Raw genomic sequence first — 21,684 nt, 5'->3', positions numbered from 1 at the left:
CCTCATGTCGTCCGACCCGGGGGCGCACGAGGCGCCCTGCGGCATCGTCCGCCGCGTGTCCGCCACGCCGGCCGCGCAGGCGCTCATCGAGCGCCTGCGCGCCGTGCATGGGCCGCTGATGTTCCACCAGTCCGGCGGCTGCTGCGACGGCAGCGCGCCGATGTGCTTCGCGCTCGGGGAATTCCAGACCGGGGACGCTGACGTGTGCCTGGGCGAGATCGCCGGTGCGCCCTTCTACATGAGCCGTTCGCAGTTCGAGTACTGGGAACACACCCACCTGATCATCGATGCGGTGGCGGGCAACGGCGGGATGTTCTCGCTCGAGCGGCCCACCGGGCTGCGCTTCATCACCCGCTCCCGCCTGTACGACGACGCGGAGTGGCAGTGGCTCGAAGCCCACCCAAGGATCTAGCCGCGGGGCGGCCGCCTGCATGGCCATTCCGTCGGTACGCCGTACCACTGGAGCCGCATTCTCCCTAGAATGATCGGCTACCGAGGCTGGCCGGCACGGCTGGCTCCATCGACGCACGTCAGGAGATCGCCATGAGATTCTTCGCACGTTGCGGGTTCCGGGTCGCCCCCGCGCTTGGCATGGCGACCCTGGCAGCGATGCTGGCCACCGGGGTCGGCGGCTGTGCCGTCACACCGGGCGCAAGCGGGCCCCGAGCCGCGGCGGCCGCGGGCGCTGCACCGTGGGCTGCGGCCACCTCCACCTACCAGTGGAACGACTACGCCTCGGACCTGGTCGCCCGCAATGCGGTCGGCCAATTCCCGGCGTTCCGCACCTTCGCCTATATGAACCTCGCGATCAACAATGCCATCGTGCAGGCGGCCGCCCAGGGCCTCGAGCCCGACGGCGCTGCCGCGGGTGCGGCCGCCGGCGTATTGGCGCATCTGTTCCCGAAGGACGCGGAGGCGACGACGGCACGCCTGCAGCGCGAGATCGCGGCGCTCGGGGCGCAGCCGCGGTCGCGCTTCCAGTCAGGCGTCGAAATCGGCCGCAAGACCGCGGCCGACGTCGTCGCGCTCATTCAAACCGACCGCGCGTCCGCCACCTGGAGCGGCACCCTGCCGACCGGTGAGGACAAGTGGTCCAGCCGCGCGCAGCCGCCGCAGCCGCCGGGAGGGGCGCACTTGGGCAACATGCGGACGTTCTTTCTGACCACCGGCGCCGATTTTCGCGCGCCGCCGCCGCCGCCCTATGCGTCGGACGCATTCCGCGAGCAGGTGCGCAAGGTGCGCGAGGTATCGGATACGCGAACCAATCAGCAGGTGCGCGTCGCGCAGTACTGGGAGAACCTGACCGGCTCGTTCGCCGCTGGCGCCTGGAACGCGCAGGCCCGCTCGGCGATGGCCGAGCGGGGCTTCGACGAGCCCACGACCGCGCGCACGCTGGCGACCATCCACATGGTGGGCTTCGACGCCGTCGTCGCCTGCCACGACTCGAAGTACGCCTACTGGGTGCCGCGACCGACGCAGGCTGACCCGAAGATCACACTGCCGATCGCTGTGCCGAACTTTCCCTCGTACCCGAGCAACCATGCGTGCATCTCCGGCGCCATCGGCCTCACGATGGACGCGCTGCTGCCGAACACCGGTGGCGTGTACGAGAAGATGGGCCGCCAGGCCGGCGATTCGCGCGTGTACGCCGGCATCCACTACCCGATGGACTTGGACTCCGGCTACGAGATCGCACGCAAGGTGTCTGCGCGCGCGCTGCAGGTCGGCGTGCCGAAGGACAAGCCGTTCATGCCGCAGGGACGCTAGCGCCCTGCACCCGCGCATTCACCAGGGAGCGCCTCGCGGCCCCGGCGGTGATCCCTGGGTTCAGGCTGCCCGCCAGGCGACATTGCTGCGCTCGAAGATCTGCGCCAGGCGTCCGTTCGTTGCCAGCTCGCTCACCGCGCGCTGCAGCGCCTGCGCCAGCTCGGTGGAAGCGCGCTTGACGGCCATGCCCACCGCCCAGCCGTCGCGCGGGGCCCGCGGCGACGGCAGCGGTGCGATCTCGAAACGCGCGTCGCCACGCAGCACGGCTTCCAGCTCCGAGGCCAGGCCGGCCGCGGCCACGACCTCGTCGCGCAGCAATGCGCGCGCGGCCTCGGTGCCGTCCTTCCATTGCGTGATCAGCTGGTTGCGATAGGCACCGCTGTCCGCGCCGATCATCAGCCAGCCCGCGAGCGACTGCCCCGGCACCGCCACCCGCCCGTCGGCCAGCTGCGCCAGCGTGTCGAGCCGGGGCACGCGGTCGAGCCGCCTGGCGATCGCCACGCGGTCACGGCAGTAAGGCGCCAGGATGGCGACCTGTGGATTGGCCTCCATCAGCGGCCGATCGACCGGCACGTGCAGCAGCACGTCGGCCGGCCCGTAGCCGAGGTAATGCCCGCGCCACACCATGTGGCGCAGGTCGTCGGCCATGTTCTCGTCCGCATGGAAGGGCAGCAGCGACAGCCGCACGCCCAGCGATTCGGCGAGGGCTTGCGCCAGCTCGACGTCGATGCCCTTGCCCCCCGCATGGAAGGGCGGCATGTCCTGGTAGATGCCGACGGTCAGCGCGCCACGCTCGCGCACGCGCTCCAGCGGGGTGGCCCCCGCGTGCAGCGGCAGGCCCGCCAGGCCCGCGGCAGCGCCGGCGGCGCCCAGCCAGCGCAGCCAGTCGCGGCGGCTCTCTCCAATGCTTTTCATGGCCGCCTCCGCTCAGAAGGGCTTCTCGCGGCGTGTCTCGAGGTACGCCTTGATCGACCAGACGGCTTCCTGGTTCATCACGCCTTCGAAGGGCGGCATGTAGACAGCGCCGTTGCGGGTGCGGCCGGCGCGCACGGTCGAAGAATAGAACTCGTCGATCTCCTTCACGCAGGCAGCCCGGCGTCCGGCGTCCTTCATCGTCGCGCACTCGCCGTCGAGCTTGCGCAGATCGGGCGCGATGCCGCCGGAGATCGCGTCCAGGCCATGGCAGCGGGCGCAGTTCTGGTTGTAGGCAGAGGTGCCGATCTTGACCGCGGCCTCGCTGCCGCGGTAGGGATTCTCGACGCGCCACTGCTCGCCGAGCTTGGGCAGCGCCGAAGTGTCGACGGCCTGGGGCGTCACATCGCCGTGCGCCCAGGCCATGGGGGCGGCGACGCAGGCGCAGAGGGCCAGCAGCAGTGCGCTGGCCTTCGCGGCACCGCGCCTGGACGCGGAACGAATGGAAACAGGGGTGGGGGTGCGCTTCATGTCAGGTCTCCGTCATGGTTGTGTTGAAGGATGCGCAGCGGTCCGCAAACCCCGTGCCACGCCGACCTGTTGCAGGCTGGAACACAAATTGCCTTCCCGAGCCCGCCGGTTGCTCCAGATCAAGGCAGCCGGCCGGGTCGATGGCATTCTTCGGGCGAATCGGTGAGACCGGACCCGAGAGGCTGTACCCGAACAGCACAGTGCCGCGCCGCCCCCCGGGTGCGCGGAATTCGACGGAGACGAGCTGCCCGCCCGCGGCAGCGACACGAGCAGGAGACACGAAGATGTCCATATCCCATCACGTTCCGGCGATGGCCGGGAGTTGGTCGACGCCCACCGCCCTGCCCTGCATGCAGCATCCCGCGCGCATGGAGCAGATCGAGCAATCGCACCAACGCTGCGCCGCGCTCGGGCTGACGCGTGTCGAGCGTCCCGACTTCGAGCCGCTGATGCGCAGCGACCTGAGCGTGGCGCGGGAGCGCAACCACCGCCTGTTCACGCATGCGGCGCCGGTGATGGAGATGCTGTTCGAGCAGATCGTCAACACCGAAAGCATGATCGTGCTGGCCGATGCCCAAGGCACCATCCTGCATTCGGTCGGCGACGACAGGTTCCTCGAGCGCGCCGGCAAGGTCGCGCTGGCGCCGGGGGTCAACTGGGCCGAGCATTCCAAGGGCACGAACGCCATCGGCACCGCGCTCTTCCAGGAGTCGCCCACCGTCGTGCATGGCGGCGAGCACTTCATCCACGCCAACAGCTTTCTCACCTGCTCGGCGGCCCCCATCTTCGATCCGCGCGGCAACATGCTGGGCGTGCTCGACGTCACGGGCGACCATCGCGCCTACCACCAGCACACCATGGGCCTGGTGCGCATGTCGGCGCGCATGATCGAGAACCAGTGGCTCTCCGATGACTTCGGCAACCGCCTGAGGCTGCACTTCCACAGCCGCGCCGAGTTCATCGGCACCCAGCTCGAGGGCATCATCGTGGTGGGCGCCGACGGCAAGATCCTGGGCGCCAACCGCAGCGCCATCGACCAGCTCGACATGAGCAGCGCGGCGCTGCGCATGCACAGCCTCACAAGCCTGTTCGGCACGAGCGTGTCGGCCATCTTCGATCACTTCCGCGCGCCGCTGCCCACGCCCGCCTGCCTGAGCCTGGCGAGCGGCCGGCAGTTCTTCGTCAACGCCCGTTTCAACGGCCCGCGCGCGATGATGGCCGGCATGGAGGTCGACGCGGCGGGCGCGCCCGGCGGTCCGGCCAATGCAAGCGTTCGCGCCGGCGCCGTTGCGGCCCTTCCGGGCGCTGCCACGCCCGCCCCGGGCAGCAGCTTGTCGGGCCTGCACTACCTCCGGACCGGCGACCCGCAGATCGAAGCGGTGGTCCAGAAGGTGCAGCGCGTCCTCAACCGCGACATTCCGCTGCTGATCCTCGGCGAAACCGGCACCGGCAAGGAACTCCTGGCGCGTGCGGTGCACCAGGACTCCAACCGCGCCAAGCAGCCCTTCGTCGCCGTCAACTGCGCCTCCATTCCCGAGTCGCTGATCGAGGCCGAGCTGTTCGGCTACGAGGACGGCGCCTTCACCGGTGCGCGCCGCAAGGGGGCCTGCGGGCACATCGTGCAGGCCAACGGGGGCACCCTCTTTCTCGACGAGATCGGCGACATGCCGCTCGCGCTGCAGGCGCGGCTGCTGCGCGTGCTGCAGGAACGCTGCGTGACGCCGCTGGGCAGCCAGAAATCCATCTCGGTGGACATCGCCGTGATCGGCGCCACCCACCGCAACCTGCGCGAGATGATCGAGGCCGGAACCTTCCGCGAGGACCTGTACTACCGCCTCAACGGGCTGGTGGTGCGCCTGCCGGCGCTGCGCGAGCGCCGCGACCTCGACATCGTGGCGCAGCGCATCCTGCTGACCGAGTGCCCGCAGGGCACACCCATGATCGCGCCCGCCGTGGCCGCGCTCTTCGGCCGCTACGCGTGGCCCGGCAACATCCGGCAGCTCGCCAACGTGCTGCGAACCGCCGTCGTGATGGCGGGGGGCGAGGCGCAGATCACCGAGCACCATCTGTCCGACGACTTCCTCGAGGACGCACGGCGGCTTCGTGCACCCCCGGCGGCCACGCCGCCGGCCCACCCGATCGCAGCGCAGGAAGGCGCACCCGGCCGCGCCTTCGCGCCGGAGGCTGCGCCGGCATCCGGCATGCCACCGGCGGCCATTGCGTCGCCCGAGCCCTCCCTGGCGCCCGAAGGCGCCGCGGTCCGCACGCTCGAGGAAGCCGAAATCGAGATGATCCGCGCCGCCGTCGCTGCCGCGCAGGGCAACATCTCCGTCGCCTCCAAGCGTTTGGGCATCAGCCGCAACACCATCTACCGCAAGCTGCGCTGGAAGTGAACCCCACCCCCGTATCGGCTCACTTCGTGTAGCCGAGTACCCCTTCAAGGGGGCAACCCCAGCGGCCCGGCAAAGCCGGCTCCGCGGTGCTTCCCGCCTGGGCCGTGCCAGTTTCCCGGGAAATCCCTGTGCCGTGGCTGCGCAGCACTGCTCCACGGTGGAACAGTGTCACGCGGGCCCCGGCAAGCGTTCGCCGCGCCGGCGCGCAAATGCCCAGGACAACTCAGTGAAATCCCTTGTCCGGACGCCACCAGCGCCGACAACCTGCCACCGGCACACCTCTTGCAGAAAGGTGAGCGTCCTCAAGGCAATTCCGCCCGGACCTCACCCCAACGCTCAAGGAGACTCTCATGCAATGGTCGCAACCCACCTTCGAAGATCTGCGCTTCGGTTTCGAGATCACGATGTACATCTCGAACCGCTGACCCCTTCGGCCCCATCGGCGGCGCATCGAGGGCGATGCGCTGCCCCCAGCCCCACACACTCCCATGAAGATCCTCGTGCTCGGTTCCGGCGCCGGCGGCGGCTTCCCGCAATGGAACTGCAATTGCCGGCTGTGCGCAGGTCACCGCCAGGGCGCGCTAAGCGCGCATGCACGCACTCAAAGCTCGATCGCCGTGTCGGCCGACGGCGAGTCCTGGGTGCTGCTGAACGCATCCCCCGACATCGGCCAGCAGATCCGCAGCCACGCGCAGTTGCATCCGCGCGGCGGCCTGCGCGACACGCCGATCAAGGCGGTGGTGCTGATGGACGCACAGATCGATCACGTCACCGGCCTGCTGGGCCTGCGTGAAGGCCCCTGCATCGACGTCTACGCCACGCCCTGCGTGTTCGAGGACCTGACCACGGGCCTGCCGCTGCTCAACGTGCTGCAGCACTACTGCGGCACACGCTGGCACATGCTGCCGGTGGCGGGCGAGCAGACCCGCGCCGAGTTCCGCATCGAGGGAGTCGCCTCGCTGCGCTTCACGGCGCTGGCCATACCCGGCATGGCGCCGCCCTACTCGCCGCACCGCCGCGAGCAACTGGTGGGCGACAACATCGCCCTGCTCATCGAGGACCCTTGCGACGGCAGGCGCGTCTTCTATTCGCCCGGCCTGGCCGAAGTGGGTCAGCAGGAACTGCACTGGATGAGCGAGGCCGACTGCCTGCTCGTCGACGGCACCTTCTGGGAAGAAGACGAGATGCGGCTCGCCGGCCTGAGCCGCAAGTCCGCCACCGAGATGGGCCACCTGCCGCAGACGGCGAGCGCCGCGCGCGCAGGCATGGTCGAGGCCATGCAGGCCAGCAGTGCGCGCCGCAAGGTGCTCATTCACATCAACAACAGCAACCCCATCCTCGACGAAGACAGCGCGCAGCGCCGACTGCTGGACGCGCACGGCATCGAGGTGGCGTACGACGGCATGGAGATCACGCTGTGAACACCACCACCACCGAACGGCAGGACGCCCCGGCGCCGGCCGCTGCCTGCAGCGCGCCAACCCTGCGCACGTGGCATCCCGAGGAATTCGAGGCCCGGTTGCGTGCCTGCGAAGCGCGCTACCACATTCACCATCCCTTCAACCTGCGCCTCAACCGCGGCGAGTTGCAGCCCTTCCAGGTGCGCGGCTGGGTGGCGAACCGCTTCTACTACCAGCTCTGCATCCCGCAGAAGGACGCGGCGGTGCTGGCCAACTGTGCGCAGCGCGAAGAGCGGCGGCGCTGGCTCGAGCGCATCCTCGACCACGACGGGCGCGGCGACTTCGCCGGCGCCAATGCCGGCGGCATCGAGGCCTGGAGCCGGCTCGGCCAGGCGGTGGGCCTCGGGCCCGACGCGCTCTGGTCGCAGCGCCACGTGCAGCCCGGCGTGCGCTTCGCCGTCGACGCGTACCTGAACTTCGCGCGCAGCAGGCCCTGGGAGGAAGCGGCGATTTCCTCGCTGACCGAGATGTTCGCCCCCAAGATCCACGCCGATCGCCTGGCCGGCTGGCCGGCGCTGTACCCGTGGATCCAGGCCGAGGGCCTCGCCTACTTCCGCCAGCGCATCCCGCTGGCCACGCGCGACGTCGAGCATGGCCTCGAGGTCGCGCGCCGCTGGGCCTGTACTCGCGAACGCCAGGAGCGCGCGCTCCAGATCCTGCATTTCAAGCTGGACATCCTGTGGTCGATGCTCGACGCCATCGAGCGCGCCTACCCCGACGATCTGGCCGAGGAGCTGCGCCCATGACGGACCCCAACGCCAGGCCCAACGTGGCCACGATGTTCCGGCTGCAATTCGAGCCGGCGCAGGACAGCTGGGTGCTGCTCTATCCGGAGGGCATGGTGCGGCTCAACACGCCGGCGGCCGAGATCCTGCGGCGCTGCGACGGCGGCCGCTCGGTGGACGAGATCGTGGCCGAGCTGGAGCTCGCCTTCGCGCAGCCGGCGCTGCACGACGATGTCTGCGCCTTCCTCGCGCAGGCCCGGCAGCGCGGCTGGCTGCAGTAGGACATGCGATGAGCCGCCGGGCCGCTCCCAAGGCGAATGGCACCGCAGCCGAAGGCGAAGGTACTCCCATGCACGCCACGCACGCCGCGCCCAACCCGACCATCAAGCCGCCGATGTGGCTGCTGGCGGAGTTGACCTACCGCTGCCCGCTGCATTGCCTCTTCTGCTCGAACCCGGTCGACTACGCCCGGCACCAGGACGAGCTGGACACAACGACCTGGAAGCGCATCCTTGGCGAGGCACGCGCCCTCGGTGCGGTGCAGCTCGGCTTCTCGGGCGGCGAGCCGCTGCTGCGCGAGGACCTGGAGGAGTTGGTCGCCCATGCGCGCGGGCTTGGCTTCTACACCAACCTCATCACCTCCGGCGTCGGGCTCACCGAGGGCCGCGCCAAGGCGCTGAAAGCGGCCGGGCTGGACCACATCCAGCTCTCCTTCCAGGATTCGACGCGCGAGCTCAACGACTTCATCAGCTCGACGCGCACCTTCGAGCTCAAGTCGAAGGTCGCCGCGATCATCAAGGCACAGGGCTACCCGATGGTGCTGAACTGCGTCATGCACCGCTTCAACCTGCCGCACGTGGGCCGCATCATCGACATGGCAGAGCGCATGGGCGCCGACTACCTCGAGCTTGCCAACACGCAGTACTACGGCTGGGCCTGGCTCAATCGTGCGGCCCTGATGCCCACGGTCGAGGAGCTGCGCGACGCCGAAGCCATCGTGTTGGCCCATCGCGAGCGCCAGGGCAGTCGCATGAAGGTCCTTTGGGTCTCGCCCGACTATGCCGATGCCAAGCCCAAGCCCTGCATGGCAGGCTGGGGGTCCCTGTTCATGGTGGTGGCGCCCGACGGGAAGGCCTTGCCCTGCCACAGCGCGCGCATGCTCCCCGGCATCGACTTTCCGGACCTGCGCGACACGCCGGTGCGCGACGCCTGGTATGACAGCGGCGCCTTCAACCGCTACCGCGGACAGGGCTGGATGAAGGACGGCTGCAGCGACTGCGACGAGCGCGGGAAGGACTTCGGCGGCTGCCGCTGCCAGGCCTTTCTGGTCACGGGCGATGCGGCCGCCACCGACCCGGTGTGCCCGAAGAGCGAGCACCGCGGGCGCATCGACGCCATGCTGGCCGAGGCACAGGCCGAGCGCACGCAAGCGGCAGGATGTGGCGCGCCGGTGCAGCCGCTTCGCTTTGTGCCCGGCGCCTCCAGGCAGGCAGGGCTGATCTATCGCGGCGACGAGAACTCGCGCCTGCTGTCCGCCGTGAAGGACGCACCATGCTGACGGTGCGCAGCCTCACCCACCGCTACGGCGAGCGCGTGGCACTCAACGCGCTCAGCCTGTCGGTGCCGCGCGGCAGCTTCACCGTCCTGCTCGGACCCAATGGCGCCGGCAAGTCCACGCTGTTCCAGCTGCTCACCGGCCTGTTCGCCGCCGAGGCCGGCGAGATCGAGGTGGCCGGCTTCTCGATGCGCAGCCAGGCGCGGCGCGCGCTCGCGCACATCGGCGTCGTCTTCCAGCAGCAGTCGCTGGACCTCGACCTGAGCGTAGCGCGCAACCTCCAGTTCCACGCCGACCTTCAGGGCTTGCCGCGCGCACAGGCCGCCGAGCGCATCGCCTCGGAGTCACGGCGCTTCGGCCTGGCCGACGAGCTGGCGCGGCGCGTGCGCGAGCTCTCGGGCGGCACCCGGCGCAAGGTGGAGCTGGCGCGCGCACTGCTGCACCGACCCGGGCTCCTGCTGATGGACGAGGCCACCGCCGGGCTGGATCCGAAGTCGCGCCGCGACCTGGTCGAGGGCCTGCAGCAGGAGGTGCGCCAGCGCGGCGCGACCGTGCTGTGGGCCACGCACCTCGTGTCCGAGGCCGAGGCGGCGGACCAGGTGCTGGTGCTCCACCGCGGCGAGCTGCTGGCCAGCGGCACGCCTGATGAAGTGACCGCCGCGCTCGGCGGCCCGACGCTCGAACAAGCCTTCCTCCATGCCACACGCTGAGGCCGCCGCCATGAGATCACGCCACCTGCTCCCGATCTTCGCGCTCGCAGCCCTGCTGGGCGCCGTCCCTGCTCGGGCGAACGACAGCGGCATCGCCTACATCTCCAGCGAGAAGGACCATGCGATCACCCTGGTCGACCTGAAGACGCTGACCGTGGTGGGCAGCATCCCGACCTGCAAGCGCCCGCGCCACATGCAGCGCCTGCCGAACGGCCGTCGGCTGATGGTGGCCTGCAGCGACTCGGGCCGCGCCGACATCATCGACCTGGACAGCCGGCGCTCGCTCGGCAGGCTGCCGATGGGCGAGGATCCCGAGGTCTTCGATCTCTCGCCCGACGGCCGCACCGCCTATGTCTCGGCCGAGGAGGACGGCGCGCTCAACGTCTTCGATCTGGTTGCGAAAAAGTTGGTGCGCAGCGTGCCGCTCGGCAAGGAGCCCGAGGGCGTGAAGGTCTCGGCGGACGGCAAGCGCGTGTACGTCACTTCCGAAGTCGCCAACATGGTCCATGTGGTCGACGCGGCCACGCTCCAGGTGGTCAAGAACATCGCGGTGGGCCAGCGCCCGCGCCGCATGGCCTTCTCGGCCGACGGCAGCGAGCTGTGGGTGAGCAACGAGCTCGGCAGCAGCGTCAGCGTGATCTCGCTGCGCACGCTGGCGGTGGAAGCCAGCATCCCCTTCGAGCTCAAGGGCATGCGGGCCGACGACATCACGCCGGTCGGACTGGCGCTGTCGCCCGACGGCAGGACGATGTACGTGGGCCTGGGCCGCGCGAACCACGTGGCCTTCGTCGACGTGGCCACCCGCAGGACCACGCAGCTGGTGCTGGTGGGCAAGCGGGCCTGGAACCTGGCGCCCAGCCGCGATGGTGCGCGCCTGTTCGTGCTCAACGGTCTGTCCGACGACATGACGGTGATCGACACGGCCAGCGCAAAGCCGCTGAAGACGCTGGCCGTGGGCCGCGTGCCGCACACGGTGGTGATCGATGACTGAGCGGCACATCGCCCGCTGCGCCACGGCGCTCGCCATGGCGGCGCTGGCGTTCGGCGCCTCGGCCGCAACCCTGACCCTGGGCGTCGTGCAGCGCGCCGACGACGAGCGCCTCGACGCGCGGCGCGTGGCGCTGGCCTACCCGGGCCATCCCGGCGGTCCGTTGCGCGAGGCGGTGGCGCTGGCCGTGGCGGAAAGCCGATTCGAGCTCGACCACGCCGGGCTGCAGGTGCAGCTCGAAGTGCGCGACGTGCGCAGCGCCGAGGAGGCCGGCGCCCAGTTGCGCCAGCTCGAGAAGGCGGGTGCCGGCGGCGCCGTGCTCGACCTGCCGGGCGCCTGGATCGCGAGCGCGGCTTCCGCCACCGGCTTGCCGATACTCAACGCCGGGGAGAGCGCCGACGCACCGCGCCAGCAGGGCTGCCGCCCCAACCTCTTCCATACCCTGCCCACCGAGCGCATGCGCGCCGACGCGATCGCGCAGGCACTGCTGGCGCGCCGCTGGACGCGGGTGCTGCTGCTGCACGGCAGCGATGCCGAGGATGCAACGCGGCTCGCACAGACGCAGGCGGCGCTCAAGCGCTACGGCATCAAGGTGATGGCGCTCAAGCCTTTCAAGCGCTCGGGCGATCCGCGCGAGCGTGATCTCGCCAACCCGCTGCTGCTGACCGGCCCCGGCGTCGGCGGCGAGTACGACGCAGTCTGGGTGGTCGACAGCGACGGCGAGTTCGCGCGCAGCCTGCCCTATCGCACCGCCTTGCCCCGGCCGGTGGTGGGCGACGCCGGCCTGGTCGCCGAGGCCTGGGCGCCGCGCTTCGATCGCTACGGCGCGCCGCAGCTGCAGCGGCGCTTCCAGCGCGCGGCCGGGCGGCCGATGACCAGCTTCGACTGGGCCGCCTACGTGGCGGCCAAGGCGCTGCTGCAGGCAGCGCTGGAGCGGCCCGCGGCGCCGGGTGCTGCGCAGATGCTGAAGGCGCTCGGCCGTCCCGAGTTCACGCTCGACGGCTTCAAGGGCGTGCGCCTGAGCTTCCGCGCGTGGGACCGGCAGCTGCGGCAGCCCCTGCTGCTGACCGATGGCATGGGCGTGATCGGCAGCGCGCCGGTCGAAGGCGTGATGCATCCGAAGAACGTGCTCGACACGCTGGGCACCGACGCGGCCGAATCGGCCTGCAACGGAGCGCCTTGATGGCCGAACCACCCCGCTGCAGCGCCGCGGCTCACTGGAGTACCTCCGCCTCCGGCTGCGGTGCCATGAGCCTTCGGAGCGGCCGCGCGGCTCATGCGCTCCTGGCCCTGCGCGCCATCGTGCAGCGCGAACTGCTGCGCTTCGTGCACCAGAGGACCCGGCTGCTCTCGGCGCTGGTGCGGCCGGTGCTGTGGCTGGCGGTGTTCGCCGCCGGCTTCCGCAACGTGTTCGGCATGGCCATTGCCGAGCCCTACGACACCTACATTCCCTACGACATCTACATCGCGCCGGGGCTCATCGGCATGGTGCTGTTGTTCAACGGCATGCAGTCCTCGCTCGCCATGGTCTACGACCGCGAGATGGGGCAGATGCGGCTGCTCCTCACTGCACCGCTGCCGCGCTGGTGGCTGCTGGCCGTCAAACTCCTGGCGGCGGCGCTGCTGAGCCTGCTGCAGGTGCTTGCCTTCCTCGGCGTGGCCGCGCTGCTGGGCACCACGCTGCCGCTTGCGCTGCCATCGCTGCTGCATGCGCTGGCGGCCACGCTGGCCGCTGCGCTGATGCTGGCCGCGCTGGGCCTGCTGCTGTCCGTGTACGTGCGCCAGCTGGAGAACTTCGCCGGCGCGATGAACTTCGTCATCTTCCCGATGTACTTTCTCTCGACCGCGCTCTATCCGCTGTGGAAGCTGGAGGAATCCGGCGCCGCCTGGGTCTGGCGCGTGGCCCAGCTCAACCCCTTCACCCATGCGGTCGAATGGATCCGCTTCGCGCTCTACGGCAAGGACCCCGGCATCGCGCCACTGGTCGTGCTGGGCGCGCTCGCGCTGTGCTTCCTGCTGGCCTGCCTCGGCTATGGCCCGCAGCGCGGCTTCGGCAAGCTGACGCAGAGGGGCCAACCATGACGACGCGGCGCAGTCTGCTGCTCGCGATGGCGTCGGCGATCGCCGCACCGCGCGTTCTTGCTTCGCAGCCAACCGGCGCCGCGTGGTTGCCGCAGCGCCCCATCTCGCTGTGGGTGCCCTGGCCCGCGGGCGGCGCCACGGACCTCACGCTGCGCCTGCTCGCCGAACTGGCGGGCCGGCAGCTGGGCCAGAAGGTGGTGATCGAGAACCGCGGCGGCGCCGGCGGAACGCTGGCGATGCCGGTGCTGCAGCAGGCCGCACCCGACGGCCACGCGCTCGCGCAGATGCCACAGCCGGTGTTCCGCGCGCCGCACACGCAAAAGGTGGCCTGGGACCCGATCCGCGACACCACGCCCATCCTGCAGGTCAGCGGCGTGACCTTCGGCCTGGTGGTGCCGCTGTCGAGCCCCTGGCGCAGCGTGGACGATCTGCTGAAGCACGCGGCCGCACATCCGGGCCGCCTGAGCATCGCCACCAACGGCATCGGCACCACGCCGCACGTGGTGCTCGACGAATGGTTCGCGCGGCATGGCCTGAGCTACATCCACGTCCCCTACAAGGGCAGCGCCGAGCAGATGGTGGCGGTGACCTCGAAACAGGTCATGGCCGGCGTCAACTCGAATGGCTTCGCGCCCTACGTCGATGCCGGCCGGCTGCGCCTGCTCGCCACCTTCGGCGCCGCACGCACCCGGCGCTGGCCCGAGGTCCCGACCCTGAGCGAACTGGGGCACGGCATCGTCGCCACCTCGCCCTACGGCCTGGCCGGCCCGCGCGGCCTCCCATCCGCGGTGGTGCAGACGCTGCACGACGCGTTCAAGGCCGCGCTCTTCGATCCCGTGCACATCGCGGAGCTGGCCCGGTACGACCAGGAGATCGCCTACCTGGACAGCGCCGACTACGGCCGCAGCATGCGCGAGGCCTTTGCCGCGGAGCGGCGCGTCGTCGAGCGGCTGGGCCTGGCGCCGGCGGCGCCCTGACCCGCGGGATCCGGGAGCCCGCGCGCTCAGCTTGCGAAGGTGCAACGCAGGCCGACCCAGACGGTGCGCGGCGTACCGGGGGCGAAGAAGCTCGCGCGCGGAACCGGGAAGCCCCCGTTGGCGCTGCGCGGCAGGGCGCGCGCCACGAAAGTGCCGCGTGCATCGAGAAATGCAACGGGCTCGTCAACCGCACGCAGACGAAGCAACACAACTACGGCGTGGCCGGCCGGCTCTCGGGGCGGGCGACGATCGGCGGGATGGAGCACCGCCGGGCCTGAAGCTCTGCCGGGACGCCGATGCAAAGCGCCATGGCAACGGCAGCGCGGCAATGCCGCGCCGCCGTCCTCAGGCGGGCTTGGCGGCCCATGCGTTGCACCAGCCAGGGCCCGCGATCTGCTTGCGCCCGAACATCGCGCAGCCGCCCCATTCGTCGGTGCTGCTGCCCTGGAAGAACGAGCAGTTGGTGCAGCGCTGCGTGGGGCTGTGCTTGGGAAAGCGCTTCTTGTCGACCTTGCTGGTGTCGTGCAAGTAGCCCAGGGCCTTTGCCGTCTCGTCGCTCTCCTCCACCCGCGCGGGGGCGGCCCGCGCGAGTTCGGGAAGCGCGAGGACGGCGCTGCCGCCAGCCACGGTGCGGATGATGAAGATGCGGCGCGTGGTGTCTTTCATGTGGGGTTCTCCGGTCTTGGGTGTGGATGCCTGGCTCTGTCAATTCGCCTTCGCGGTACGGGTGCTGCCCTTGCCCTCGCCGGCCTTGGGGATCTTGAACACCCACACCATGCCGCCCTGCTCGAGGAAGTTGACCTTCTTGGCCACCTCGCCGCCCCACAGCGGCACCGCGCCGCCCCAGCCGGAGACCACGCTCACGTACTGCTCGCCGTCCTGCTGCCAGGTCACGGGCGGCGCCACCACGCCGGAGCCGGTCTGGAACTCCCACACCACCTTGCCGGTCTTGGCATCGGCGGCCTTCAGGTAGCCTTCGGGCGTACCCCAGAACACCAGGTTGCCGCCGGTGGTCAGCACGCCGCCCCACAGGGGCGCGTTGTTCTTGACCTCCCAGGCGATCTTCCCGGTCTTCGGATCGATCGCGCGCAGCGCGCCGATGTAGTCCTCGTTGAGCGGCTTGATGGTGAAGCCGGCACCGAGGTACGCCGCGCCCTTCTTGTAGGCCACCGGTTCGTTCCAGATCTCCATGCCCCATTCGTTGGCGGGCACGTAGAACATCTTCGTGTCGGGGCTGTAGGCCATCGGCATCTGGTTCTTGCCGCCGAGGAAGCCCGGCGCGGCGAAGACTGCACTGCCCTTCTTGCCATCGGCGCCGGCGGTCGGATCGCCGGGGCGGTTCTCGGCGATGAAGTTCGGGCGGCCGGTTTTCAGGTCGATGCTGCTGGCCCAGGTGATCTTCTTGACGAAGGGGAAGGCGTTGATGAGCTTGCCCGTGCTCGCGTCGTTCACATAGAAGAAGCCGTTGCGGTCCGCCTTGCCGCCGACGCGCTTGCCGTCCATGTCGAAGGTCACGAACTCGTTCACGCCGTCGAAGTCCCAGCTGTCGTTGGGCGTGCTTTGGTAGTGCCACTTGATCTGGCCGGTCTTCACGTCGATGGCCACGGTCGAGCAGGAGAACAGGTTGTCGCCCTCGCGCAGGTGGCTGTTCCAGGGGGCGGGGTTGCCGGTGCCGAAGTAGGCCAGCCCCGTCTTGGCGTCATAGGTGCCGCCGAGCCAGGTGGCGGCGCCGCCGGTCTTCCACAGGTCGCCCGGCCAGCTCTGGTTGATGGTGCCCGAGACGCCGCTCTCCTTGGCAGCGCCATCGGGGTCGTAGGTGTAGCCCATGTGGCCTTCGACGGTGGGACGCATCCACACCAGCCGCCCGGTCTTGGCATCGCGCGCCTCCACGCGGCCGACCACGCCGAACTCGCCGCCGGACACCCCGGTGAGGATCAGCCCATTGGCGATGATGGGCGCCGCGGTGGCCGAATAGCCGGCCTTGTAGTCGTCGATCTTCTCCTTCCACACCACGTCGCCGGTGTTCTGGTCGAGCGCCACGAGCTGCGCGTCCAGCGTGGCGAAGATCACCAGGTTGTCGTACAGCGCAGCACCGCGGTTGACCACGTCGCAGCAGGGCATGATGCCTTCAGGCAGGCGGTGCTCGTACTTCCACAGCTTCTCGCCGGTCTTGGCATCGAGCGCGAACAGGCGCGAATAGGAAGCCGTGACGAACATCTTGCCGTTGTGGATGACCGGCTGGGCCTCCTGTCCGCGCTGCTTCTCGCCGCCGAAGGAGAAGGCCCACACCGGCGCCAGCTTGCCGACGGTGGCCGTGTTGACCTGCTTGAGCGGCGAGTAGCGCTGCCCCTGGGTGTTCAATCCCCAGGTGAGGATGTTGCCGGTGGCGGTGGCTTCGTTCTCGATCATCTTGTCGGTGACGACGGCGTGGGCCGCGGAGGCGGCCAGGCCGGCGGAGATGAGAACGGTCAAGAGCTTCAGTTGCATGGGGTCGTCTCCTCGGGGGGTTGAAAAACGCGGGTCGGACACGTCCTGATGGCCGCGTCTTGCACGCCTTGATGGCAATGTCCGTGCCACGCGGCCAGCGGCGCCGGACGGCTGCCGAGGGCTTCAAATGGGTCAGCAAGTCGCGGGTTTTCCCGCTGCACTGCTCCACGTTTGAGCAGCCGGGCCGCCACGGTCCGTGGCATGCAGGCACACCCGTCACGGCCAAGTGCAAGGAGCTTGCTTCACATCAAGGAAACGGCGACCGACCCGCGCTACGCTCCGATTGCAGTTCCAAGCGGAACGCCAGGAGACAAAAGGAGATGTGGGATGTTCGCGGAGCAAAAAGCCACGGGCGCGCGGCCCGCAGGTTCTCTCATGCCAAGTCCTGACCTTTGTACCGAAGAGGAGGTCGTGCACCTGGTCCATGCCTTCTATTCGAAGGTACGCAAGGATCCGGTGCTGGCCCCGATCTTCGAATCGCACATCACCGACTGGGATCGACACCTGGCAAGGATCGTCGACTTCTGGTCGTCCGCCCTCAGGGGCACGGCCCGCTACAAGGGAGCGCCGATGCCCAAGCATGCGGCATTGCCGGGACTCACGCCCGAGCTGTTCCACCGCTGGCTCGCCCTCTTCCGCGAAACCACCCAGGCATTGGACAACGCAGCGCTGCAGCAGCGCGCCGACGATCTCGCGCATCGCATTGCCGGCAGCTTCTGGTATGGCTATCAGTTGCGGCATGGCGACCCACCCGCCGGCGGGCGGGCCGACTGAGCGCGTGGCCATGACGCACCCCAGCCTGACCATCATCTGCCAGGAGCATCGGGCGCTGTCGGCCATGCTGCGCTCGATCACCCTGCTGCTGCGCGAGCATCGGCGGCGAAACACCCTGCCCGACTTCGATGCGCTGCAGGCCATGCTGTTCTACGTCGACGAGTTCCCGGAAAAGCTGCACCATCCCAAGGAAAGCCGCCTACTCTTTCCCAAGCTGCGCGGGCGCGACGCGCACACCGACGCGGTGCTCGACCGCCTGGATCGCGACCACGAATGCGGCGAGCAGGCCATCCGCGAACTCGAACACGCGCTGCTCGGGTTCCGGGTCATGAGCGAGACCGGACAGTGCGAAGCCCGACGGCGCCATTTCGAGGCCTTGATGAAGCAATATGCCGACTTCTATCTGGCTCACATGCACGTCGAGGAGAACGAGATCCTGCCGCTGGCCCAGACGGTGCTCAGTGCCGGCGAATGGGCCGAACTCGATGCAGCGTTCCTGATGAACCGCGACCCGCTGGCAGGCTGCGAGGCCGACGAGGCCTACCGGCCGCTTTTCAGGAAGATCGTCGGCGCGCTGCAGCGTTCGGGCAGCTTCGGCCTGGCACTCGAAGCCCTCGCGGGCGCCGCCATGCCGACGTTCTCGCCTCCCCCTTGACTGCCTACGACGCTCAGGCCAGCCGGTGCGGATCGGATGACATCGCGGCTGCCACACGCCCCCACCTGCGCTCACTCACCCTGCGTTGACGCCGAGTGAAGGCATGGCTTCGGCCTGCGTCAGAAGGCGCGCGAGCAGCTCGCGCACGCTGCGAATCTGCTCGCCGAACGGAAGCTTGCCGACACCGCGGAAGAACAGGCCCTTCTTTACGTCACCGCGCAGGGCCGCTGCCAACTGGGTGTCGATGCAGAACTGGCCCCAGCCCGCCAGGCCGTCTCGCAATCCGCATTGCGCCAGACAGTCGAAGGCGAGCGTGCAGCGCGGCTTGACGTGCGCCACGCCCTGCAGCTTGGCTTCGGCCTTCAAATAGCCTTTCAGCCACCGGGTTGCGACGGCACGTGCCGGCAAGCCGGCCACACTGGTGAACTCGACCAGATCCTCGTCGCGCGCCTGCGCCAGCACGCGCTTGAACTCGGCATGCGCATCGCATTCCTGCGTGACGGCAAAGGGCGTGCCGAGCTGCACCGCCGCGGCGCCCAGCGCTTGCACCCGTGCGATGTCCTCGAAGCGGCGGATGCCGCCGGCCGCGATCAGCGGGATTTCCTTCTCGACGCCCGCCGTCCGCAGGAACGCCAACGATTGCGGGATGACGTTCTCGAAGTCAAAGCGCGGATCGGCCAGGTCGGCGATCTTCGCCGCCCCCAGGTGACCGCCGGCCAGGCGTGGGTGCTCGATCACGATCGCGTCGGGAAGCCGCTTCCTGCGCTCCCATTTGCGCACCAGCAGCTGCACGCCGCGCGCATCCGAAAGGATCGGCACCAGCAGCGTGTCCGGGTGGTCCTGGGCGAGCTCCGGCAGGTCGAGCGGCAGGCCAGCGCCGACCACCACCGCATCGATCCCGCACTCGAGCGCGCGGGTCACCGAAGGAGCGTACTCGCCGACCGCGCGCATCACATTGATGGCGATCAGGCCCCGTCCACCGGAGAGAGCGCGCGCGGCGCGGATCTCGCGCGCCAGCGCCTCGAGATTGGCCGCGTTGATGTCCTCCTTGGCCTGGCGCGTGGCCGCCTCGCCCGGCAGCAGGTCGCGCGTTTTCTCCATCAAGTCCGGGTGGTGGCGGCGCAGGTCGACGGACGAGATCGTGCCCATCGCGCCGAGCGCCGCAACGCTGCCGGCCAGCCGATGCGCCGAAACGCCGACGCCCATGCCGCCCTGGACGATCGGCAGAAGGATTCGCTCACCGAGACGCAGCGGCTTCAGGGTGCCTTTGCGCAGCAAGGCCATCAGATGATCGGCGTTGTCGCGGGTATCAGGGGCTGGGAGTAGGTGGTTGTCAATGGTCATGGCGGCCGCGGCAGCTCGCATGCGCGCCGCGTCTGTTGGAACGCACGAACGGTAGGGCAATGCCTCGAACGTGGTGTTGATGAAGGTCAAACTTGCAGCAGATGCATCAGCGCCGTCCAGCGCCACAGATGGTCTTCAACGACGAAGGCATCGATGTCCAGCGTGAATGCGACCGTGTCTGCGCCCAGGTCCGTCGTGGCGGGGACCGTGAGTCTTTCGTTTGTCTGCCGGATTCTCGATCTTGATCGGCGTGCTTGATTGATCCAGATCAAGTACCCAAAGGCCCGCCGGACTACGCTGTGAACACTCAACGTACGTACCAGGAGATCGATCATGTTCAAGCGCATTCTTGTCGCCACCGATGGCTCCCAACTGGCAGAAAAAGCCGTCGCCAAGGCCATCGACCTGGCCACGGAACACAGGGCCGAGCTGACGGCCTTTACGGTGGTGCCGCGGCAAGCCAAGAGCCACATGGATGGGGTTCTCAAGTTCGAGTCCGAAGAGATGGACCGCATCGAGGGCCGGCGCGCGGAGCAGGCCAGGACCATGCTCGAGGCGATCGAAAAGCGCGCCGAGGCATGTGGCGTCCGAGTCAGTTCCGCCATCGTCAGATCCAGCCGCGTGGCTCATTCCATCGTCGACGCAGCCGGCAAGTACGGCAGCGATCTCATCGTGATGGCCACGCACGGACGCACCGGACTGACGAGCGCCTTCCTGGGCAGCGAAACCGCGCAGGTGCTTGCACATTCCGACGTGCCTGTGCTCGTACTGCGCTGATGCCCGGCATGGCCACAAGCCTTGTCTCGCGCGCCCTTGCGGTCAGCCCCAGGCACGGGCGCGAGACCCTGCAGACCGCGTACCTGAAAGAAATGATGCCTGCCACACTGGCTCCCGCACCCGCAAGCACGCAGTCGTCGATCTCCGCCGACGTGCTGGCGCGCTTCGACGTGTCCGGGCCTCGCTACACCTCCTATCCGACGGCGGATCGCTTTGTGGAAGCCTTCGGTCCCGCCGACTACGGTGACGCTGCGCGCCAGCGAAGGCTGGGCATCAGCGCAAGCAAGGCCCCGATCTCGCTCTACGTCCACATTCCGTTCTGCGCATCGCTGTGCTACTACTGCGCCTGCAACAAGATCATCACCCGGCATGCCTCGCGTGCGCGCGAGTACCTGCGGTACCTGGAGAAGGAGATCGCCCTGCACGAGGGCCAACTGGGCGCGCGCACGCCGGTGAGCCAGCTTCACCTCGGCGGCGGGACGCCGACCTTCCTGAGCGACGACGAGTTGACCGAACTGATGCGGATGCTGCGCGATGCCTTTTCATTCGCGCCCGATGGCGAGTACTCGATCGAGATCGATCCGCGCACGGTCGATGCCGGCCGCCTCGCGCACCTGGCTCGGCTCGGCTTCAATCGCCTGAGCTTCGGAGTCCAGGACTTCGATCCGGCCGTTCAGCAGGCGGTGCATCGGATTCAGCCCGCGCAACAGGTGTTCGATCTCGTCGCATCAGCACGCACGCTGCAGTTTCAGTCCGTCAACGTCGACCTGATCTACGGGCTGCCGCGACAGACTGCCGCGTCATTCGACCGGACGCTTGCGCAGATCTGCGAGCTGCGACCGGACCGAATCGCCCTCTATGCCTACGCACATCTGCCCGAAAGATTCAAGCCGCAGCGACGGATCGCCGCCGGCGAGTTGCCTTATGCGGCCACGAAGATCGAGATGCTGTCGCGCTCCATCCGCACGCTCACGGCCGCCGGCTACGTCTACATCGGCATGGACCACTTCGCGTTGCCGGACGACAGCCTGGCCGTCGCCAAGCGCCAGGGCCGGCTGCACCGCAACTTCCAGGGCTACAGCACGCAGCCGGACTGCGACCTGGTCGCTCTCGGCGTGTCGGCGATCGGAAGGGTCGGCGGCACGTACAGCCAGAACGCGAAATCCCTGGAGGACTATTACGACCACCTCGACCAGGGACGCCTGCCGGTGGCACGCGGGCTCGCGCTGTCGCGCGACGATGTGTTGCGCCGCGCAGTGATCATGGCCATCATGTGCCAGGGGTATGTGGACTTCGAGTCGGTCGGCATCGCTCACCTGATCAGCTTCAGCGAGTACTTCGCGTCCGAACTGGGCGCTCTCCGCCAGATGGAGGCGGATGGACTGGTCCGCGTGACCGACCGCGATCTCACCGTGACGGACACCGGGTGGTTCTTCGTGCGTGCCGTGGCCATGGTCTTCGACCGCTATCTGCAAACGGACCGCAAGCGCGCTCGATTTTCCCGGGTCATCTAGCAGCGAGTACGCGCGGGCTCCACCTCGGAAGCT

General features: G+C 69.0%; 24 protein-coding genes. 17 read left to right on the top strand and 7 right to left on the bottom strand.

Going from position 1 to position 21,684, the window contains the following annotated elements:
* Positions 1–4 precede the first annotated feature (4 nt).
* Both AC3A6X_RS07120 and AC3A6X_RS07115 read left to right on the top strand, forming a co-directional pair.
* A complete protein-coding gene (locus AC3A6X_RS07120; RefSeq protein ID WP_487841514.1) occupies positions 5–412 on the top strand; it encodes a DUF779 domain-containing protein in 408 nt (135 codons plus the stop codon).
* Between the two features lie 197 nt (positions 413–609).
* A complete protein-coding gene (locus AC3A6X_RS07115) occupies positions 610–1,767 on the top strand; it encodes a phosphatase PAP2 family protein (RefSeq protein WP_487841513.1) in 1,158 nt (385 codons plus the stop codon).
* Positions 1,768–1,827: 60 nt separating this feature from the next.
* Here the strand turns inward: AC3A6X_RS07115 and AC3A6X_RS07110 are convergent, their stop codons facing one another.
* The 3 genes from AC3A6X_RS07110 to AC3A6X_RS07100 form a co-directional block, all read right to left on the bottom strand.
* Complete coding sequence (locus AC3A6X_RS07110; protein ID WP_487841512.1) at positions 1,828–2,682, bottom strand: substrate-binding periplasmic protein; 855 nt, start codon at positions 2,680–2,682, stop codon at positions 1,828–1,830.
* A gap of 12 nt (positions 2,683–2,694) precedes the next feature.
* A complete protein-coding gene (gene pedF, locus AC3A6X_RS07105) occupies positions 2,695–3,105 on the bottom strand; it encodes a cytochrome c-550 PedF (protein ID WP_239143149.1) in 411 nt (136 codons plus the stop codon).
* Positions 3,106–3,211: 106 nt separating this feature from the next.
* Positions 3,212–3,502, bottom strand: coding sequence for a hypothetical protein (locus AC3A6X_RS07100; protein ID WP_487841511.1), 291 nt, complete (start codon positions 3,500–3,502; stop codon positions 3,212–3,214).
* Here AC3A6X_RS07100 and AC3A6X_RS07095 point away from each other — a divergent pair.
* The 11 genes from AC3A6X_RS07095 to AC3A6X_RS07045 all read left to right on the top strand — a co-directional run bounded on the left by AC3A6X_RS07095 (position 3,495) and on the right by AC3A6X_RS07045 (position 14,100).
* The gene (locus AC3A6X_RS07095) at positions 3,495–5,603 is read left to right on the top strand and encodes a sigma-54-dependent Fis family transcriptional regulator (RefSeq protein ID WP_487841510.1); all 2,109 of its coding nucleotides are present in this window, start codon (positions 3,495–3,497) and stop codon (positions 5,601–5,603) included. The genes AC3A6X_RS07100 and AC3A6X_RS07095 overlap by 8 nt on opposite strands.
* A gap of 350 nt (positions 5,604–5,953) precedes the next feature.
* A complete protein-coding gene (pqqA, locus tag AC3A6X_RS07090; protein ID WP_409050622.1) occupies positions 5,954–6,028 on the top strand; it encodes a pyrroloquinoline quinone precursor peptide PqqA in 75 nt (24 codons plus the stop codon).
* 63 nt (positions 6,029–6,091) lie between these two features.
* Entirely contained in the window at positions 6,092–7,024 is a 933-nt protein-coding gene (gene pqqB, locus AC3A6X_RS07085; RefSeq protein ID WP_487841509.1) for a pyrroloquinoline quinone biosynthesis protein PqqB, read from the top strand.
* A complete protein-coding gene (pqqC, locus tag AC3A6X_RS07080; protein ID WP_487841508.1) occupies positions 7,021–7,809 on the top strand; it encodes a pyrroloquinoline-quinone synthase PqqC in 789 nt (262 codons plus the stop codon). The genes pqqB and pqqC overlap by 4 nt, the downstream gene beginning before the upstream one ends.
* A complete protein-coding gene (gene pqqD, locus AC3A6X_RS07075) occupies positions 7,806–8,069 on the top strand; it encodes a pyrroloquinoline quinone biosynthesis peptide chaperone PqqD (protein ID WP_309962756.1) in 264 nt (87 codons plus the stop codon). Before pqqC ends, pqqD begins: the two co-directional genes overlap by 4 nt.
* 68 nt (positions 8,070–8,137) lie before the next feature.
* Positions 8,138–9,346: a pyrroloquinoline quinone biosynthesis protein PqqE gene (gene pqqE, locus AC3A6X_RS07070; protein ID WP_487841507.1), complete on the top strand. Its 1,209-nt coding sequence runs from the start codon at positions 8,138–8,140 to the stop codon at positions 9,344–9,346.
* Entirely contained in the window at positions 9,340–10,053 is a 714-nt protein-coding gene (locus AC3A6X_RS07065; RefSeq protein ID WP_487841506.1) for an ABC transporter ATP-binding protein, read from the top strand. The genes pqqE and AC3A6X_RS07065 overlap by 7 nt, the downstream gene beginning before the upstream one ends.
* A 10-nt stretch (positions 10,054–10,063) precedes the next feature.
* Complete coding sequence (locus tag AC3A6X_RS07060) at positions 10,064–11,044, top strand: PQQ-dependent catabolism-associated beta-propeller protein (protein WP_487841505.1); 981 nt, start codon at positions 10,064–10,066, stop codon at positions 11,042–11,044.
* Positions 11,037–12,224 carry a type 1 periplasmic-binding domain-containing protein gene (locus AC3A6X_RS07055; RefSeq protein ID WP_487841504.1) on the top strand — a complete coding sequence of 396 codons (1,188 nt, stop codon included), beginning with the start codon at positions 11,037–11,039 and terminating at the stop codon, positions 12,222–12,224. The genes AC3A6X_RS07060 and AC3A6X_RS07055 overlap by 8 nt, the downstream gene beginning before the upstream one ends.
* Positions 12,225–12,289: 65 nt before the next feature.
* Positions 12,290–13,123, top strand: a complete 834-nt coding sequence (locus AC3A6X_RS07050; RefSeq protein WP_487841503.1) for an ABC transporter permease — start codon at positions 12,290–12,292, stop codon at positions 13,121–13,123.
* Positions 13,120–14,100, top strand: coding sequence for a Bug family tripartite tricarboxylate transporter substrate binding protein (locus tag AC3A6X_RS07045; RefSeq protein ID WP_487841502.1), 981 nt, complete (start codon positions 13,120–13,122; stop codon positions 14,098–14,100). Before AC3A6X_RS07050 ends, AC3A6X_RS07045 begins: the two co-directional genes overlap by 4 nt.
* Positions 14,101–14,445: 345 nt before the next feature.
* Here the strand turns inward: AC3A6X_RS07045 and AC3A6X_RS07040 are convergent, their stop codons facing one another.
* Both AC3A6X_RS07040 and AC3A6X_RS07035 read right to left on the bottom strand, forming a co-directional pair.
* On the bottom strand, positions 14,446–14,766 hold the full coding sequence (locus tag AC3A6X_RS07040; protein ID WP_487841501.1) for a high-potential iron-sulfur protein: 321 nt from the start codon (positions 14,764–14,766) through the stop codon (positions 14,446–14,448).
* Between the two features lie 39 nt (positions 14,767–14,805).
* Positions 14,806–16,587: a PQQ-dependent methanol/ethanol family dehydrogenase gene (locus tag AC3A6X_RS07035; RefSeq protein WP_487841500.1), complete on the bottom strand. Its 1,782-nt coding sequence runs from the start codon at positions 16,585–16,587 to the stop codon at positions 14,806–14,808.
* Between the two features lie 375 nt (positions 16,588–16,962).
* On the opposite strand from AC3A6X_RS07035, the gene AC3A6X_RS07030 reads away from it, so the two are divergent.
* Together AC3A6X_RS07030 and AC3A6X_RS07025 are read left to right on the top strand one after the other, a co-directional pair.
* Positions 16,963–17,361: a group III truncated hemoglobin gene (locus AC3A6X_RS07030; protein WP_487841499.1), complete on the top strand. Its 399-nt coding sequence runs from the start codon at positions 16,963–16,965 to the stop codon at positions 17,359–17,361.
* A gap of 10 nt (positions 17,362–17,371) precedes the next feature.
* Positions 17,372–18,016 carry a hemerythrin domain-containing protein gene (locus AC3A6X_RS07025; protein WP_487841498.1) on the top strand — a complete coding sequence of 215 codons (645 nt, stop codon included), beginning with the start codon at positions 17,372–17,374 and terminating at the stop codon, positions 18,014–18,016.
* 75 nt (positions 18,017–18,091) lie between these two features.
* Here the strand turns inward: AC3A6X_RS07025 and AC3A6X_RS07020 are convergent, their stop codons facing one another.
* Both AC3A6X_RS07020 and AC3A6X_RS07015 read right to left on the bottom strand, forming a co-directional pair.
* The gene (locus AC3A6X_RS07020; protein ID WP_487841800.1) at positions 18,092–19,300 is read right to left on the bottom strand and encodes an NAD(P)H-dependent flavin oxidoreductase; all 1,209 of its coding nucleotides are present in this window, start codon (positions 19,298–19,300) and stop codon (positions 18,092–18,094) included.
* A gap of 146 nt (positions 19,301–19,446) precedes the next feature.
* On the bottom strand, positions 19,447–19,695 hold the full coding sequence (locus AC3A6X_RS07015; protein ID WP_487841497.1) for a hypothetical protein: 249 nt from the start codon (positions 19,693–19,695) through the stop codon (positions 19,447–19,449).
* Between AC3A6X_RS07015 and AC3A6X_RS07010 the strand changes: the two genes are divergently transcribed.
* On the top strand, positions 19,694–20,137 hold the full coding sequence (locus AC3A6X_RS07010) for a universal stress protein (protein WP_487841496.1): 444 nt from the start codon (positions 19,694–19,696) through the stop codon (positions 20,135–20,137). The two genes, AC3A6X_RS07015 and AC3A6X_RS07010, sit on opposite strands and share 2 nt — an antisense overlap.
* A gap of 95 nt (positions 20,138–20,232) precedes the next feature.
* Complete coding sequence (gene hemN / locus AC3A6X_RS07005) at positions 20,233–21,651, top strand: oxygen-independent coproporphyrinogen III oxidase (RefSeq protein ID WP_487841799.1); 1,419 nt, start codon at positions 20,233–20,235, stop codon at positions 21,649–21,651.
* Positions 21,652–21,684: the final 33 nt, after the last annotated feature.

The sequence above is a fragment of the Variovorax sp. Soil_C_12 genome, from assembly GCF_057657375.1.
This window is presented reverse-complemented; position numbering and strand designations above follow the sequence as displayed.

Bases quoted from the DNA above. Each gene is read 5' to 3' on its own strand.
- AC3A6X_RS07065 (WP_487841506.1), top strand. From the start codon at position 9,340: ATGCTGACGGTGCGCAGCCTCACCCACCGCTACGGCGAGCGCGTGGCA.
- AC3A6X_RS07040 (WP_487841501.1), bottom strand. From the start codon at position 14,766: ATGAAAGACACCACGCGCCGCATCTTCATCATCCGCACCGTGGCTGGC.
- AC3A6X_RS07010 (WP_487841496.1), top strand. From the start codon at position 19,694: ATGTTCAAGCGCATTCTTGTCGCCACCGATGGCTCCCAACTGGCAGAA.
- AC3A6X_RS07045 (WP_487841502.1), top strand. From the start codon at position 13,120: ATGACGACGCGGCGCAGTCTGCTGCTCGCGATGGCGTCGGCGATCGCC.
- AC3A6X_RS07100 (WP_487841511.1), bottom strand. From the start codon at position 3,502: ATGGACATCTTCGTGTCTCCTGCTCGTGTCGCTGCCGCGGGCGGGCAG.
- AC3A6X_RS07095 (WP_487841510.1), top strand. From the start codon at position 3,495: ATGTCCATATCCCATCACGTTCCGGCGATGGCCGGGAGTTGGTCGACG.
- pqqE (WP_487841507.1), top strand. From the start codon at position 8,138: ATGCACGCCACGCACGCCGCGCCCAACCCGACCATCAAGCCGCCGATG.
- pqqD (WP_309962756.1), top strand. From the start codon at position 7,806: ATGACGGACCCCAACGCCAGGCCCAACGTGGCCACGATGTTCCGGCTG.
- AC3A6X_RS07055 (WP_487841504.1), top strand. From the start codon at position 11,037: ATGACTGAGCGGCACATCGCCCGCTGCGCCACGGCGCTCGCCATGGCG.
- AC3A6X_RS07120 (WP_487841514.1), top strand. From the start codon at position 5: ATGTCGTCCGACCCGGGGGCGCACGAGGCGCCCTGCGGCATCGTCCGC.
- AC3A6X_RS07050 (WP_487841503.1), top strand. From the start codon at position 12,290: ATGAGCCTTCGGAGCGGCCGCGCGGCTCATGCGCTCCTGGCCCTGCGC.
- pqqB (WP_487841509.1), top strand. From the start codon at position 6,092: ATGAAGATCCTCGTGCTCGGTTCCGGCGCCGGCGGCGGCTTCCCGCAA.
- AC3A6X_RS07035 (WP_487841500.1), bottom strand. From the start codon at position 16,587: ATGCAACTGAAGCTCTTGACCGTTCTCATCTCCGCCGGCCTGGCCGCC.
- AC3A6X_RS07110 (WP_487841512.1), bottom strand. From the start codon at position 2,682: ATGAAAAGCATTGGAGAGAGCCGCCGCGACTGGCTGCGCTGGCTGGGC.
- AC3A6X_RS07015 (WP_487841497.1), bottom strand. From the start codon at position 19,695: ATGATCGATCTCCTGGTACGTACGTTGAGTGTTCACAGCGTAGTCCGG.
- hemN (WP_487841799.1), top strand. From the start codon at position 20,233: ATGCCTGCCACACTGGCTCCCGCACCCGCAAGCACGCAGTCGTCGATC.
- AC3A6X_RS07020 (WP_487841800.1), bottom strand. From the start codon at position 19,300: ATGGCCTTGCTGCGCAAAGGCACCCTGAAGCCGCTGCGTCTCGGTGAG.
- AC3A6X_RS07060 (WP_487841505.1), top strand. From the start codon at position 10,064: ATGAGATCACGCCACCTGCTCCCGATCTTCGCGCTCGCAGCCCTGCTG.
- AC3A6X_RS07115 (WP_487841513.1), top strand. From the start codon at position 610: ATGCTGGCCACCGGGGTCGGCGGCTGTGCCGTCACACCGGGCGCAAGC.
- AC3A6X_RS07025 (WP_487841498.1), top strand. From the start codon at position 17,372: ATGACGCACCCCAGCCTGACCATCATCTGCCAGGAGCATCGGGCGCTG.
- AC3A6X_RS07030 (WP_487841499.1), top strand. From the start codon at position 16,963: ATGCCAAGTCCTGACCTTTGTACCGAAGAGGAGGTCGTGCACCTGGTC.
- pedF (WP_239143149.1), bottom strand. From the start codon at position 3,105: ATGGCCTGGGCGCACGGCGATGTGACGCCCCAGGCCGTCGACACTTCG.